The following is a 14,933-nucleotide window of genomic DNA, read 5'->3' on the forward strand; positions in this document are numbered from 1 at the left end:
ATCGCCAGAACAGGCGGCGGTTATGCGTTTGTCACTTCTTTTTTTGCAGGGCTAAATTGCGCCGCAGGACGGCCGGGCCCCGCCAGGCAAAGGCCCGTTCTCCGTAGGCCTCCCGGAACTGCCGGTTGGTGAGGCCTTCCACCGCCTCGCTGGTGAGAGAATCGAGCCGATCCTCCCGGAAAGGGGCGAGCGGGGTCTCCACGGCTCCGGCGTTGTGGGGACAGACCAGCTGGCACACGTCGCATCCCCAGATGAGCGGGTGGGCGGCTACCAGGGCCTCCTGTTCCGGTGGAAGCGCTCCCTTTTTCTGGGTGAGGTGGGAGAGGCAGCGCTCCGGATCAAAGGAATCTCCCCGCAGCGCGCCGCCGGGACAGGCAGAGAGGCATTTGCCGCACGCCATACATCCCCCGCTGGGCAAAGCGGGTGGGAGGGAAAGGTCCAGATCGGTGAGGATGGTGCCCAGGAAGATCCAGCTGCCGTAGGGCGGCAGGATCACCAGGCCGTGCCGCCCGATCATGCCCAGCCCAGCCAGGCGGGCGGCCTCCCGCTCCGGGAGGGGGGAGTTGTCCGCACCGGGCACAAAACGATACGATCCGTATTTTTCCTCCAGCATATGACAGATTGTGGTCAGTGCCTCGGTAATCACCAGATGGTAATCCCGCCCCCGGGCGTAGAGGGAGAGATTGCCCGGCGTCCGCCCGGCGTAGTACGGGAAAGCGGCCACCAGAACGCTTTGAGCGCCGGGACACAGGTTTTCTGCCCGGTCCCGCGCCTCCCGGCTCATGGCGGGGAGCAGCCGCTCATAGGCCACATGGCCCCAGCCCGCCGCACCGGCCGCCGCAAAGGCGGCGCTCAGCTCAGCCCCGGTCATAGCGGTCCAGCACCTGCTGGGCCAGCAGGCCGTCCGGGACGCAGGGCTCCGGGCCGTTGCGCCGCTTTTGCAGGTGCTCGCAGCCCTTTCCGGCCAGGACCACCACCGCCGGGGTATGGCAGTTCAGGATGGCCCGGGAGATGGCCTCCCCCCGGTCGGGGATGACCTCCCCCACCTTGCCGAAGGGGGTGAGATAGCGCTGGATGTCGGCGCAGATGTCGGTGACCTCCTCGGGGCCGGGATCGTCCTCGGTGAGCAGGATACGGTCGGCCAGGGCTCCGGCGGCCGTCCCCATGCCCTCCCGGCGGTCGATGCCTTTGCCGCCGGTGCAGCCGAAGAGGACGGTGAGCTCCCGCCCCGGATACTCGGTCCGGGCGGAGCGGAGGAGGTACTCCAGACTCATGCCGTTGTGGGCATAGTCCACGATGACCGAGACCTGCCCGTCTGCCGAGACATAGTGCTCCATCCGGCCGGGCACGGCGGCCTGGCGGAGACCCTGCTCCACCGCCTCCATGGGGATGTCGTAGGCCTCGGCCACCGCCACGGCGGCCAGAGCGTTCTCCACATTGAAGAGGCCGGGCATGCCCAGGGTGAGCTCCCCCTCGTACCGGGGAGTGCGCACGTGGAAGCGGATGGTGTGGCCCACCTTGCGCACGTCGCCGGCATAGACGTCGGCGTCAGCGGAGCGCTGGGAGAAGGTCACCACCCGCTGGCAGACGGAGGCGGCCTCCTGCACGTCCGCGGCGTGGTCACAGTCCAGGTTGATACAGGCGGTACGGGCCTGCCGGAAGATGAGAAGTTTGGAGGCAAAATAGTCCGCCCAATCGGGGTGCTCCACCGGGGAGATGTGGTCCTCACCGATGTTGAGGAACACCGCGCAGGCCAGATCCACCCCGATGACCCGGCCGTATTTGAGGGCCTGGCTGGAGAACTCCATGGTCACATACTCGCTCCCGGCGGTCACCGCGTTGAGGAGGTGCCGCTGGAGATCCAGAGGCTCCGGAGTGGTGAGCTTGGCGGGGCGGCGCTCCAGCCCGTCGTCGGTGACGATGGTGGAGAGGATGGCGCTCTCCCGCAGGCCCTGCCCGGTCCGCCAGGCGTCCACAATGGATTTGATATAGTAGGCCGTGGTGGTCTTGCCCTTGGTACCGGTGATCCCGGTGATGGTAAGGCGGCCGGAGGGATGGCCGTGGGAGTGGTCGGCCAGCAGGCCCATGGCGGTGCGGATGTCCCGGACCAGAATGCAGGGGACATCTCCCCCCTCCTCATAGGGGCGCTCGCTCACATAGGCAAAGGCCCCGCGCTGTATGGCGTCGGCCAGATATTGTCCCTTGAAGGCCGCACCCTTGCAGAGAAAGAGGGTGCCTGGAATCACCTTCTGGGAGTCGCAGGAGACCAGTTCCACCGTGCGCTCCAGAACGGTGGGAAGAGGCGCGTCGCCGGCCAGCAGGCCGTGCTGAAGAAGAAGCTGATAGTAATCGCCCAGCGGAAGGCGGGGTCGTTGCATATCGGTCACCACCCGTGTAGATTCGGTATCTGTATATCTTAGCATACCCACCGGCAAAAGAAAAGGCGAAGCCGTCCCGGCTCCGCCTGTTATATCAGTCGATTTTGTAGCCCACGCCCCACACCGTCTTGATGAAACGGGGATTGCGGGAGGGCTCCCCCATCTTCTCCCGAAGGCGGCGGATGTGGACCATGACCGTGTTGTTCCGGTCCAGATACTTCTCCTTCCAGACCGACTCAAAGAGTTTTTCCGCTGAGATGACTTGTCCCCGGTTCTCACAGAGCATCCAAAGGATGTCAAACTCGATGGGGGTGAGCACCAGAGGCTGGTCGTAGAGCCAGCACTCATGGGTGGAGCGGTTGATGACCAGACCGTTGAAGTCGATGACCTCCCCGGCGCTCTTGTCGGTCTCGTTGTAACGGGTATAGCGCCGGAGCTGGGCCTTGACCCGGGCGATGAGCTCCAGGGGGTTAAAGGGCTTGGTGATGTAGTCGTCCGCGCCGATGGTCAGCCCGGTGATCTTGTCCGAGTCCTCCACCTTGGCCGTGAGCATGAGCACGGGGAAATGGTGTTCCTTGCGGATCTCGCTGCAAAGGGTAAAGCCGGAGATATCGGGGAGCATCACGTCCAGAATAGCCAGATCCAGGGGGACGGAGCGCACCACCTCCAGCGCGGCGGTGCCGCTGCCGCATTTGTGGATGGTAAAGCCCTCGCTCTGGAGATAGACCTCCACCAGATCGGCAATCTCCGGCTCGTCGTCCACCACCAGAATATGGGTTTCCATGGGCACTCCCCCTTCTCAGAAATCGTATCGACATTATACCCGTCTGCCGGGACACAAGTCAAGAAGTGGGGGGAAACGTAAGAAAAAGTTAATGGTAGAGCAGAGCCAGACCCAAAAGAAACACCACCAGTCCGGGCAGGATCCGTTCTGCCTGCCGGGGTGTGCGGAGCAGGCCCAAAAGCAGCATGACCGCCCCCACCGGCAGCAGCGCCAGGGGAAGCAGTGCAAAAAAGAGGACCGCAAAGGGCAGGCCTACCGCCACAAGGACCAGACCGATCAGGGCCAGAAGAAAGAGGGCCGCCGTACATAGTGTGAGTGTCAACATCGCTATCGCTCCTTTCTCGGGTTGGGTCCAGTATACCGCGCAAGCCTGAAAGGGCGGTAAAGAAAGGATTAAAAAAGTCTAAAACCGGAACATGCGTGTCAGAGTCCGGTTTAATGGACTGTAGGAGGCGTATGCTAAAGACAACTTCTCAGAACAGAAAGGGGCGTCTCCTGATGTATTACGAATTTCGATGGGTCTGCGGACATGTGGAGGTATATGACCATGCCGGGCGATTCTGTTTCTCGGCGGACAGTGAACAGGAGGCGCGGGAGGAGCTGTCTGACGCGGCGTAATGGGCGGAAGCTCTGCCGCTTGCGGGGGAAGAAAAAAAGGCCTATAATGGACCCCGCCGGGCCAACCGGCAGACAACAGAACGACCGAGTTAATATGGGGCGGAAGGAGCGATATGCGATGAAGCTGATGGTGTTGGAACCTCTGGGGATTGAGCAGGAAAAGCTGCTGGACATGGTAGAAAAAGCGGTGGACGGCCGGATGGAGGTCGTGGCCTACGATACCCGTGCGGAGGACGTGCCCACCCTGATCGAGCGGTCCAGAGAGGCCGACGCGGTGATCCTGTCCAATTTTCCATACCGCAGGGAGGTCATGGAGCACTGCCCCAACCTGAAATACATCAATGTGGCCTTTACCGGTGTGGACCATGTGGATCTCGCCTATTGCCGGGAGCGGGGGATCACCGTGTCCAACTGTGCCGGCTATTCGACGGTGGCCGTGGCGGACCTGGTGTTCGGTATGGTGATCGCGCTGGGCCGGAACCTGGGCGCCTGTGACGAGGTGGTCCGCCGGGGCGGGACCAAGAACGGACTGGTGGGCTTTGAGCTGGAGGGAAAGAAGTTCGGCGTGGTCGGCCTGGGTGCCATCGGCAGCCGGGTGGCCGCCATCGCCAACGCCTTTGGCTGTGAGGTATACGGCTACAACCGCTCCCCCAAGACACTGCCGGGGGTCAAACAGGTGGATCTGGATACCCTGCTGTCCGAGTGCGACATCGTCTCCCTCCACGTCCCGGCTACAGAGGAGACAAAAGGACTGATGGACGCCGAGCGCATCGGCCGGATGAAATCCAACGCGCTGCTGATCAATACCGCCCGGGGAAGCGTGGTGGACTCCCAGGCCCTGGCCGACGCCCTGAACGAGGGACGCATTGCCGGCGCGGGCATCGATGTGTTTGAGATGGAGCCGCCGGTACCCGAGGATCATCCCCTCCTGCGCGCCAGACATGTGCTGGCCACGCCCCATGTGGCCTTTGCCACCGGGCAGTCTATGGAGAAGCGGGCCGCCCTGGTCTGTGAAAACCTGCGGGCCTGGCTGGCCGGCAGCCCCATTCATGTGGTCTGCTGAGAAAATCAAATGGACCGGCGCGGCTCAGAGGGCCACGCCGGTCCATGTCAAATCATGGGCTTGGATGGGGAACAGATACGATCAGGCGCGCTTGGAGGAGGCCAGTGCCTTGCCGTTTCGGTCGGTCATGGTATCCAGAGAGGTCTGGATGGAGTGGGCGGCATAGCCGGAGGAACGGCTGAACTGCCCCCAGGCCAGCCAGCTGCCAAAGACCCAGACGAGCAGCTCTTTGAGCAGCTCACCCAGGCCATAGCGGGCGGACCAGAGCTCCAGCAGCTGTGCGGGGGCGGAGAGGCCCTGCGCCGCATAGGCACAGTGCCCCAGTCCCAGGAGCAGGGTGGCGGCCAGGGAGAAGAGGGCGGCGGTCACCAGCGGGGCGTGGCGGTCCATCCGCCCATGCAGAAGCTTATACCCCTGGAAAGCGCACAGCGGCGGGATGGCATAGGCCAGCAGAAAGACCCGGTCCAGGAGCACAATGGTGAATATGGACGGGATCAGTCCGACCAGAGTGCCGAGAAGAGCGCCGATCAAGCCGAGAGCACGGCTCCCGGAGGCGCGTACCGGACGGAGCGTCTTTTCCGCCTTGCGCAGACAGGCGCGATGGACGGGACCAAAGCCAAAGTCCTGTACTTTGGCCAGGGCGTCACAGCTCGCTTTCTGGCAGAGGGGACAGGTATCGGGGACTGGGATGCGGTCCGCCTGGAGGGCCTTGGCCATGTGCTCCACGGCCCCGGCAAAATCAGGACTTTCACTCTGCTCCCGGGTGGGCTTGTAGGTGAGACTGTATGTGCCGGAAGAGACCACGCCGATGGTCCAGCCCTGGCCCAGAGTCTCCCGCAGAGATTTCAGCCGATCGGTGGATAAAATGCCGTTGATCCGAAAGAAAAAGCACACGGCGCCCCGGCCGTGGGAGGCCAGTGCGGCCTCAAAGGGATACCGGCGGCAGGCGCCGTAGATCCGGTTGTCCCGGAGCAGATAACCGCCCTCCCGCGCAAAGGCGGAAAAGGCGGCGGTAAGTGAACTGGTTGCAGCAGACATGACAGATTCGCTCCCTTGCATTCGAGTAAAAATCATTGTATCATAAACAAAGGTAAAAAACACTAGACGCCCCCGTATGATTTTTGACAAGAGAGGTCGGAGAACATGTATTTTGACACTCATGCCCATTATGACAGCGATGCGTTTGACGCCGACCGTCACCAGGTCCTGGAGGGCCTTGCAGAGCGGGGGGTAGAGCTGGTGGTCAATCCGGGCTGTGATCTGGAGACATCTCGCTTTGCGGTGGAGTTGGCGGAGCGCTATCCCTTCCTCTACGCCGCGGTGGGGTACCACCCGGAAAATCTGGAGGGGGTCTCCCTGGCGGATCTGGATGCCATCCGCACCCTGGCGGCCCATCCCCGGGTGAAGGCCATCGGCGAGATCGGACTGGACTACTACTGGGTGAAGGACCCGGAGGGACGGGCCAAGGAGCGGGAGTTCTATGACGCGCAGCTCTCCCTGGCGGAGGAGCTGGACCTCCCCGCCATCGTACACGACCGGGACGCCCACCAGGACTGCCTGGATATTGCCCGGGCCCACCCCAATGCCCGGGGCGTGTTCCACTGCTATGCGGGCAGCGTGGAGGAGGCCAAGATCCTGGTCCGGATGGGGTGGATGCTCTCCTTCACCGGGAACATCACCTTTAAAAAGGCCCGGCGTGCGCTGGAGGTGCTGGAGTGGCTGCCTCTGGAGCACATCATGCTGGAGACCGACGCGCCCTATATGACGCCGGAGCCCTTCCGGGGGCGGCGGTGCGACTCGGGCTACCTCTACCGCATGGCGGAGACCGTGGCCCAGATCAAGGGTTTGAGCACCGAAGAAGTGGCCCGCATCACAACGGAAAACGGAAGACGCTTTTTCCGTCTCGAGGCATAAGAGGCACCATGACGGCCCCAGGGGCCGGATCGAAGGGAGTTAATCTGTATGATGACCATATCTTATGAATATGAAGGCGCGCTCTACGTCAACCTTACCAACCGCTGCGACTGCGCCTGTGTCTTCTGCCTGCGCCACAACGGGCACAAGGGGAGCATCTACGCCGACGACCTGTGGCTGGAGCACGAGCCCACCCGGGAGGAGGCTCTGGATGACCTGCGGAAACGGGATCTCCCCTCCTATCGGGAGCTGGTATTCTGCGGCTTTGGAGAGCCCATGTTCCGCACCGACGATATCCTGTGGCTGGTGGACCGGCTGAAGGAGGAGGTCCCCGGACTTCCCCCGGTGCGCATCAACACGAATGGACATGCCAACCTGATCCAGGGCCGGGATGTGACGGCGGATCTGGCGGGGCGGATCGACACGGTATCCATCTCCCTCAACGGCTCCACGGCGGAGGAGTACTGTGCCGTGACCCAGCCCAAGGATGGAGTGCAGGGCTGGGAGGCCATGCTGGACTTCACCCGCCGGGCTACGGCGTATGTGCCCCATGTAGTCATGACCATTGTGGATAAGGACAAGACGCCGGAGGAGATCCAGCGCTGCCGCACGCTGGCCGAGAGTCTGGGCGCCCGGCTCCGGGTCAGAGCGTACATCCCTGAGTAAGGGTATACCGCCATATTTTGGCGTTTTAAAGTGGGAAAAGCACTACCTTTTTCGGGGAAAAGCTGATATAATGATAGTTGTATCATGCCACGCGTGTGTGTGAATGGAACGAATCATACGTACATACAAGAGAAGAAAGAGGATATGTCAGCCGCACGCTTTGTCCCAAAGTAAGGGAGGAACGTCACATGAAACAGCCAGCCGCCGTACCGAAACGGATGTCTGTCTCGGTCTCTATGCTGGGCGGTTTCGGTATAGAGGTAGATGGAAATCTCCTGACCGATGAGATCAATCGCTCGCAGAAACCTTGGAATGTCCTTTGCTATCTGATCATACACCGGGATCGGAATGTATCCCAGTCGGAGCTGATCGAACTGTTCTGGCCGGAAGAGAACAGCTCCAATCCCGTCAATGCGCTGAAAACCCTGCTCTACCGGGTTCGTGCCATGCTCGAGCCCCTGTTTCCCAGCGATATGCCCCCGATCCTGTCCCAGCGCGGCTCTTACTCCTGGAACCGGGAGATCGAGTGCGTGGTGGACGCCGACCGCTTTGAAGAACTGTGCCTGCGCGCCCAGGAGAAAGACCGGAGCGATGAGGAGCGGATGGCCTGTTACCGGGAGGCTGCCGAACTGTACAAAGGGGATTTCCTGCCCAAGCAGGAAAACCATATGTGGGTGATCCCCCTGTCCACCCACTACCACGCCCTTTTTGTCCGGGCGGTGAAGGAGTATGCCGCCCTTCTGGAAAAGCACGAGCAGTTTGAAGAGATGACCGCCCTGTGCAGCCGTGCCAGCGAGCTGGATCCCCTGGACGAGGGGCTTCACATCCTGGTGGTGCGCTCTCTGGTGAAGCAGGGACGGGATGCCGCCGCGCTGGAGCGCTATGAGATGGCCACCGATCTGCTCTACCGGAGTTTGGGCGTCACGCCCTCGGCCGAGCTGCGGGATCTCTATACCGCCATTATGGACACGGAAAAGAGCCTGGAGACCGATCTGGCGGTCATTCAGCAGAGCCTGAAGGAGACTGCCATCCGTCCCGGTGCCTTTGTGTGCGAATACGGCTTCTTCCGGGAGGCCTACCGTCTGGAGGCCCGCCGGGCTGCCCGCAACGGGACCTGCGTCCATCTGGCGCTTCTGACGGTCTCTCTGCCTGGAGGCGGAATGCCGGAACTGGGGGCGCTCAACAACACGATGGATCAGCTTCTTGCCATCCTCACCAATGGCCTGCGGCGGGGGGACGTGGTCTCCCGGTACAGCGGGGCACAGTATGTCGTGATGCTGCCTGCGGCCAATTTTGAGGATTCCACCATGGTTATGGAGCGGATCGTCGCTGCCTTCTACCGGCAGCACCGGCGCAGCTTCCTCAAGATCTCCTACCGCATCCGGGAGCTGGAGATGGCGTGAGCGAAAAAGGAGCCGGGTTTTCCATGAAACAACGCAAACTCTGGGCGGTGCTCTGTTTTGCCGCCGCCGCTGTGCTGCTGGTGCTGGCCGGCGCTGCTGTGTGGAAAAGCAGCCGGCCGGCCCCACTGCCCACACCGCGGTATACGGCACAGTCCCAGCCCACTCCGGAGGTCCTCCCCTCCCCCTCTGCCACACCCATGCCCTGGCCGGAGGCGGATGACGGGGGACTCCCTCAGGATAAAGTATTTGTCAGCGAAAAGCGCAAGGCCTATGTGAGCGGCAGTATGCGCCTGGTGATTCCAAAGCTTGATGTGGACGTCCCGGTCCTGGACGGTGTGGACGAGCAGACCCTTCTCCAGGGGGAGGGCCTGTATGATTATGCCCAGATGCCGGATGAGGTTGGGGGCAATGTGTCCATTGCGGGTCATCGGAACTGGGTGCGCAACGGCCAGATCACGGACGACGTTCCCTTTTACTACCTGCACACCATCGGGCCGGGCGACTGCCTCTATCTGGTGGATGAGACGCACATCTACCAGTATGTCTGGGATCAGACCAAGATCATTGAGCCGGATGACTGGAGCGTTATTTACTGCCAGGGCTTTTCCTGCCTGACCCTGACCACCTGTACGCCCATTGGCGTGGCGGACCACCGCTATGTGGTGCGCGCCCGGCAGGTGGATATCCTGCCCTATGACGAAAACTACGATTTCCCCGCCTGGCTGGACATCGGCACGGCGGACCCTTCCCCTATTCCAACTGAGGAGGTAACACCTTGAATCTACCCATCAAAAAGCGCGTTGGTGCCGCAGTTCTCGCCCTGGTGTTGACGGCGGGCGTTGCCGGCACGGTATTTCAGACCTGGGCGGAGGCTTCCAACATTCCGTCCAAGACCGTTATGCAGAGCGGCGTCACCGTCCTCTCCAACGCGAAAGCCGCCGTGGATACGTCCAATCTGAGCGAGGGATTTATCCAGGTCAAGTACACAGGCGGAAAAAATGTCCGCATCAAAGTGCAGATCACCAAGAGCGGCGGCACGACCTATACCTATAACCTGAACAATACCGGCAGCTATGAGACCTTTCCTCTGACCGAGGGAGACGGAAGCTACACCGTCAAGGTGTTTGAGAACACCTCCGGCACGAAGTATGCCCAGGCGTACAGCACCAGCGTCTCTCTGAAGCTGCGCAACCAGTTTCTGCCCTTCCTCTACCCCAACCAGTATGTGAACTTTACGGAAAAGAGCACCACGGTGGCCAAGGGAAAAGAGATCGTGCAGAATGCCGGCGCCACCGATGATCTGGCCAAGGTAAGCGCGATCTTCAACTGGGTGACCAGCAACTTCAGCTACGACTACGATCTGGCGGCCAATCCGCCCACGGGCTATCTGCCCGATGTGGATAAGGTGCTGGCTGCGCGCAAGGGTATCTGCTTTGACTATGCGGCGGTCATGGCCACCATGCTCCGCTCTCAGGATATCCCCTGCAAGCTGGTCGTGGGCTATGCGGGCAAGATCTACCACGCCTGGATCGACGTCTATGTGGAGGGCGTGGGCTGGATCAAGAATGCCATCTACTTTGACGGCAAGAGCTGGACCATGATGGACCCCACCTTTGTCTCCACCGGCAAGGGGAGCGCCTCCATCATGAAGTACGTGACCACCCCCAGCAATTATTCCCAGAAATACGCCTATTAAAGGAGCGGAAAGGGAGCGAAAAGAATGAAAAAGACGGCAAAGCCCCAGGTGCTTGGCCCGGATGAGCTCTCTGTATTCTGTTATGAGCTCTCTCTGATGGTCCAGGCCGGCATCGGCTCGGAGGAGAGTGTGGGCATCCTGGCCCAGGACGCCCGATCCCCCCGTGAGAAGGAACTGCTGGAGCGGATGCACGCCGTTCTGCTGGAAGGACGTGCGCTCTCCGCGGCGCTGGAGGAGACCGGAGTATTCCCCCACTATATGCTGCGCATGGTGGAGATCGGGCAGGCCTCCGGCCGGCTGGACCAGGTGCTCTCGGCCCTCTCCGCGTACTACCGCCGGGAGGCGGATACTCAGCAGTCCCTCCGGCGGGCCATCGCCTATCCGGCGGCCATGGCGGTGCTCATCGCGGTGGTTTTTCTGGCCCTGGTATCCCGGGTACTGCCCGTGTTCCAGCAGGTATTCAGCCAGCTGGGTGTGAGTCTGTCCCCCGTTGCCCGGGGTCTGATGACCTTTGGCGCGGTGAGTAAATATGTGGCTGCCGCCTTTGCGGTGGTGCTGGTGGCTGCTGCGGTGTGGGTGCTCTGGATGTTTCGCACCGCCAAGGGGCAGGCTGCCCTGAGCCGTCTGCTCTCCGGTACCGCGCCCTATCGGGCGGTGGACCGCAGCCGCTTTGCCTCTGCCATGGCGCTGATGCTCTCCAGTGGTCTCCCGCTGGATGAGGCCATGGACCGCTCCTGTGACCTGTTGGACGGAACGGGGATCGCCCCCGCCCTGAAGGATTGCCGGGACCGGATGGCGGCAGGGACGGCCTTTGCTGACGCGGTGGAGAGCTGCGGGCTCTTTACCGGTCTTCAGGCGGGGCTTCTGAGTGCCGGTTTCCGGGCCGGCGTGTCCGAGCAGGCCATGGAAGAGCTCTCCCGCCGCTGTCAGGCTGACGCCGATGAGCGGCTCTCGCTGCTCCTCAGCCGCTTTGAGTATGGCCTGGTCATCATCCTCTGTCTGGCGGTGGGACTGGTGCTCCTGTCCGTGATGCTGCCCCTGCTGGGCGTGCTCTCCGCCATCGGCGGTTGATAAAGACCGTTTTTGGGAGGTGTTTTTTTGTTCCAGTCCAGACATACCATGCGCCGGGCCCTGCCCCTGGTGCTGTTGGTCGTTGTACTGCCTGTATTTCTCTTTGCTGCGGCGGGAGGACTGGGCGGAAAGGCAGACCAGGAGAGCCTGGTCATGACAGAACGTGCGGTCCGGCGTGCGGCAGTCCAGTGCTATGCGCTGGAGGGAAGCTACCCGGCCAGTCTGGCCGATCTGGAGGAGCGCTATGGCGTATCCATTGATGAGAGCCGGATCTTTGTGGACTATCAGTACATCGCCTCCAACCTGATGCCCGACATCACGGTTTTGCCCGCGGCAGGGCAGGGGGATCCCGTTCTGGAATGAGCGGGCGGCCCATTTTGGAAGGAGCGTGACCAGTTATGAAACTCTCAAGTGAAGGGCGCGGACTGCGTTCCGCTCTGGTCGTGGTGTTGTGCGCCCTCTTTTTTATCCTGGCCATGGGGATCACCCTGCTGGGCAGCGGAGTCTATCGGGACGTGGTAGCGGTCTCCGACGGGAACGAGACGGAGCGCACGGCACTGTCCTATCTGATCAATCAGGTTCGCCGGTCCTGGAGTGTGGGGGTAGGCTCCTTTGAGTACCTGCCAGCCCTGGAGCTGACCGATTCCGGCGAGAGCGACTACCACACGGTCCTGTATGTCTATGACGGACAGCTGCGGGAGCTCTACGCCGAGAAGGACAGCGGCATGAAGGCCGAGGACGGCGTAGCCATTCTGCCTCTGGATCGTATGGAGTTGACGCTGGAGGGAGATCTTCTCACCATCACCGTGACGGCGGAGGATGGCGAGGTCTGTTCCGCCAGCGTCACGTCCCGGATGGGCGTGAACACGGTACCCGGCGGGGAGGTGTTGGGATGAGTTACGGACCGAAAAAAGCCAACCTCTTTCTCATCGAGCTGGTGTGCAATCTCTTGATCTTCGCCCTGTGCGCGGCGGTCTGCGTGGGTCTTCTGGTCCATGCCCGCCGTATCAGCCAGGAGAGCACGCGTCTCACCCAGGCGGTCTATCTCGCCCAATCCATCGCCGAGGAGTGGAAGGCCACCGGGGAGGAGCCCGCGCAGCGCAGGGAAGAGGACAATGGATTTAGTGCCCAGTGCGCGGTGCGTGGGAACGAGTTGGATATCGCCATCTATCAAGACGATATCCAGGTTTATGAGCTGGAAGGGGTGACCTACCTTGGATAGACGGCAGGAATCTCCCTTTGGAGTGGGGATCATCACCATCATTACGGTGCTGCTGGTGCTCACTCTGTCTATTTTTGCGGCACTGACTTTGACGACCGCCAAGGCGGACCTGGCCCTCTCGGAGATCAATGCAGAGACGGTGCAGTCCTACTATGCTGCCGACCGGGAGGCAGCCCAGCGGTATGCCGCCTTTGCCTCCGGGAATGAGACCGAGCTGGACGAGTGGATCCCCATGGAGGGGAATCAGTCTCTTCACATCACGCTGGGACGCATTCCGTCGGGCGCGATGGAGGGCGGCGTTACCATTGAACACTGGGAAGTGGTGGCCAGCGGGCCCGACGAGAGTGAGATCCAAGACCAGTGGAACCTGTGGGATGGCGGCCTGGGCGAGTGAACCGGCCCCACCCGCTGAAAGAAGGAAAAAGCATGACCATTCTGGAGATCCTGGAGGGGGCCGTGGCCCGCTCTGCCTCAGATATTCTCATCATTGCCGGTATGCCGGCAGCCTATAAGATCCATGGCCTGATCCGGCGAGAGGGGGAACGCCTCCTCCCCCCTGACATTCAGGCCCTGGTGGAAGAGCTCTACCACCTGGCGGGAGAGCGGGATATGAAGCGCCTGCTGGAGGTGGGGGACGATGATTTCTCCTTTGCCGTGCGGGGCCTTTCCCGCTTCCGGGTCAACGCCCTCAAGCAGCGCGGCTCCCTGGGACTGGTGATCCGAGTGGTCTCCTTTGCGCTGCCTGACCGGGAGGCCATGGGAATCCCGGACAATGTGATGGCCTTTTCCCGCTACACCCGGGGTATGGTGCTCTTCACTGGCCCGGCGGGCAGCGGCAAGACCACCACACTGGCCTGTCTGGTGGACGCAGTCAACTCCACCCGCAACAGCCACATTATCACCATTGAAGACCCCATTGAATACCTCCACCACCACAAGGAGAGCGTGGTGACCCAGCGGGAGCTGTCCACCGACACGGCATCCTACGATGCCGCGCTGCGGGCCGCCCTGCGGGAGGCCCCCGATATCATCCTTCTGGGCGAGATGCGGGACGCCGACACCATCCGGGCGGCGGTCACCGCCGCCGAGACCGGCCATCTGGTCATCTCCACGCTGCACACGGTGGGGGCGTCCAGTACGATTGACCGGATCGTGGATTCCTTCCCGCCGGAGCAGCAGCAGCAGATCCGCACCCAGCTGTCCATGGTGCTGGAAGGCGTGGTCTCACAGCAGCTGGTGCCCACCGTGGATGGGGGGCTGACCCCGGCCTTTGAGGTGATGGTGGTCAACAGCGCCATCCGCAATATGATCCGGGAGTCCAAGGCCCATCAGATCGACAATGTGATCTCCCAGGGTGCGGCGGAGGGCATGGTCTCCATGGACCAGAGCCTGCTGCGCCTGGTGCAGAATGGACGCATCAGCCAAGAGGAGGCCCTGCGCCACAGCATCAACAGCGAATGGATGCAAAAACGGCTTGCCGCAGTACGGTGAGGAGGAGAAGCTATGCCGGCAAATATGAACCACTATGACGCAGCCATCCGGATCTGTGTGGATCAGGTGACGGACGGGCGTATCTGCGGCCGGGTCGTGAGCCGCCGCCTGCTGCGTCCCTTTTCCTTTTCCGATATCGGCGGACTTCTGCTCCAGCTGGAGGAAGTGCTTGATACACAGAATTTTCCTCAGGCCTTTGAGCGCACCCGTACCTTCTGCCCCGGACGGGGAGAGGGGTGCAGCGACTTGGTCGCCAAAGATCTGAACAGCGGCATGTCCCGGGAAGAGGTGGAGGCCGCCCGGGGCGAATCAGCCACCTTTCAGCTGTATGTCATCACCCGGCGGAATACCACCTGGCAGGGATTTCTGGACTGGCTGGATGGGACGCCGCGGCAGGAGTATGCCAGCGTACTGGAGCTCATCAAATGTGTGGATGAACGGTTGAGCGGAAAAGCGTAATAGAGAGCAGCCCGCCGGGCCCGGTTTTTCCGGGTGCCCGGCGGGATTTTTGCAGCCAGAAAAGAAAAAGTGTGCGACCAAGTTCCCGATGAAGCGGCGTAATTTGACAAATGTCGCGGTTGACGGTCGTGGAATTGGGGGAAATGTGTGGAAAAATGGCAGTTCCGT

The 14,933-nt window shown here is 61.8% G+C and carries 18 protein-coding genes; 13 read left to right on the forward strand and 5 right to left on the reverse strand.

What is annotated here, in order from left to right; translation table 11 throughout:
- Window positions 1-31: 31 nt before the first annotated feature.
- The 4 genes from INF37_RS01040 to INF37_RS01055 form a co-directional block, all read right to left on the reverse strand.
- Window positions 32-871, reverse strand: a complete 840-nt coding sequence (locus tag INF37_RS01040; RefSeq protein ID WP_193535862.1) for an epoxyqueuosine reductase — start codon at window positions 869-871, stop codon at window positions 32-34.
- A complete protein-coding gene (locus INF37_RS01045; protein WP_193535864.1) occupies window positions 858-2,378 on the reverse strand; it encodes a Mur ligase family protein in 1,521 nt (506 codons plus the stop codon). Before INF37_RS01045 ends, INF37_RS01040 begins: the two co-directional genes overlap by 14 nt.
- A 94-nt stretch (window positions 2,379-2,472) precedes the next feature.
- Entirely contained in the window at window positions 2,473-3,162 is a 690-nt protein-coding gene (vanR, locus tag INF37_RS01050) for a VanR-ABDEGLN family response regulator transcription factor (RefSeq protein ID WP_186963128.1), read from the reverse strand.
- An 88-nt stretch (window positions 3,163-3,250) separates the two neighbouring features.
- Window positions 3,251-3,487: a hypothetical protein gene (locus INF37_RS01055; protein ID WP_101692375.1), complete on the reverse strand. Its 237-nt coding sequence runs from the start codon at window positions 3,485-3,487 to the stop codon at window positions 3,251-3,253.
- A 411-nt stretch (window positions 3,488-3,898) separates the two neighbouring features.
- On the opposite strand from INF37_RS01055, the gene INF37_RS01060 reads away from it, so the two are divergent.
- Window positions 3,899-4,843 carry an NAD(P)-dependent oxidoreductase gene (locus INF37_RS01060; protein ID WP_193535866.1) on the forward strand — a complete coding sequence of 315 codons (945 nt, stop codon included), beginning with the start codon at window positions 3,899-3,901 and terminating at the stop codon, window positions 4,841-4,843.
- 81 nt (window positions 4,844-4,924) lie between these two features.
- Here the strand turns inward: INF37_RS01060 and INF37_RS01065 are convergent, their stop codons facing one another.
- On the reverse strand, window positions 4,925-5,881 hold the full coding sequence (locus INF37_RS01065; RefSeq protein ID WP_193535868.1) for a hypothetical protein: 957 nt from the start codon (window positions 5,879-5,881) through the stop codon (window positions 4,925-4,927).
- A gap of 105 nt (window positions 5,882-5,986) precedes the next feature.
- On the opposite strand from INF37_RS01065, the gene INF37_RS01070 reads away from it, so the two are divergent.
- The 12 genes from INF37_RS01070 to INF37_RS01125 all read left to right on the forward strand — a co-directional run bounded on the left by INF37_RS01070 (window position 5,987) and on the right by INF37_RS01125 (window position 14,765).
- On the forward strand, window positions 5,987-6,757 hold the full coding sequence (locus tag INF37_RS01070; protein ID WP_101692372.1) for a TatD family hydrolase: 771 nt from the start codon (window positions 5,987-5,989) through the stop codon (window positions 6,755-6,757).
- A gap of 48 nt (window positions 6,758-6,805) precedes the next feature.
- Window positions 6,806-7,423 (forward strand): TatD family nuclease-associated radical SAM protein, encoded by a 618-nt coding sequence (locus INF37_RS01075; protein WP_193535870.1) that lies wholly within the window; start codon window positions 6,806-6,808, stop codon window positions 7,421-7,423.
- A gap of 188 nt (window positions 7,424-7,611) precedes the next feature.
- Window positions 7,612-8,826 (forward strand): BTAD domain-containing putative transcriptional regulator, encoded by a 1,215-nt coding sequence (locus INF37_RS01080; protein WP_193535872.1) that lies wholly within the window; start codon window positions 7,612-7,614, stop codon window positions 8,824-8,826.
- 23 nt (window positions 8,827-8,849) lie between these two features.
- Window positions 8,850-9,605, forward strand: coding sequence for a sortase (locus INF37_RS01085; protein ID WP_193535874.1), 756 nt, complete (start codon window positions 8,850-8,852; stop codon window positions 9,603-9,605).
- Window positions 9,602-10,522: a transglutaminase-like domain-containing protein gene (locus INF37_RS01090; RefSeq protein ID WP_235964110.1), complete on the forward strand. Its 921-nt coding sequence runs from the start codon at window positions 9,602-9,604 to the stop codon at window positions 10,520-10,522. The genes INF37_RS01085 and INF37_RS01090 overlap by 4 nt, the downstream gene beginning before the upstream one ends.
- Before the next feature lie 24 nt (window positions 10,523-10,546).
- Entirely contained in the window at window positions 10,547-11,593 is a 1,047-nt protein-coding gene (locus tag INF37_RS01095; protein WP_193535876.1) for a type II secretion system F family protein, read from the forward strand.
- A gap of 27 nt (window positions 11,594-11,620) precedes the next feature.
- A complete protein-coding gene (locus INF37_RS01100; RefSeq protein WP_193535878.1) occupies window positions 11,621-11,956 on the forward strand; it encodes a hypothetical protein in 336 nt (111 codons plus the stop codon).
- 35 nt (window positions 11,957-11,991) lie between these two features.
- On the forward strand, window positions 11,992-12,489 hold the full coding sequence (locus tag INF37_RS01105; RefSeq protein WP_101692366.1) for a DUF4860 domain-containing protein: 498 nt from the start codon (window positions 11,992-11,994) through the stop codon (window positions 12,487-12,489).
- Complete coding sequence (locus tag INF37_RS01110; RefSeq protein WP_186963122.1) at window positions 12,486-12,815, forward strand: type IV pilus modification PilV family protein; 330 nt, start codon at window positions 12,486-12,488, stop codon at window positions 12,813-12,815. Before INF37_RS01105 ends, INF37_RS01110 begins: the two co-directional genes overlap by 4 nt.
- On the forward strand, window positions 12,808-13,209 hold the full coding sequence (locus tag INF37_RS01115) for a hypothetical protein (protein ID WP_145996844.1): 402 nt from the start codon (window positions 12,808-12,810) through the stop codon (window positions 13,207-13,209). The genes INF37_RS01110 and INF37_RS01115 overlap by 8 nt, the downstream gene beginning before the upstream one ends.
- 32 nt (window positions 13,210-13,241) lie before the next feature.
- Complete coding sequence (locus tag INF37_RS01120; RefSeq protein ID WP_101692363.1) at window positions 13,242-14,306, forward strand: type IV pilus twitching motility protein PilT; 1,065 nt, start codon at window positions 13,242-13,244, stop codon at window positions 14,304-14,306.
- Between the two features lie 12 nt (window positions 14,307-14,318).
- Window positions 14,319-14,765: a hypothetical protein gene (locus tag INF37_RS01125; RefSeq protein WP_193535880.1), complete on the forward strand. Its 447-nt coding sequence runs from the start codon at window positions 14,319-14,321 to the stop codon at window positions 14,763-14,765.
- The last annotated feature ends 168 nt before the right edge of the window (window positions 14,766-14,933 follow it).

This window comes from Pseudoflavonifractor gallinarum (assembly GCF_014982855.1).
Lineage (GTDB): Bacteria > Bacillota > Clostridia > Oscillospirales > Oscillospiraceae > Pseudoflavonifractor_A > Pseudoflavonifractor_A gallinarum.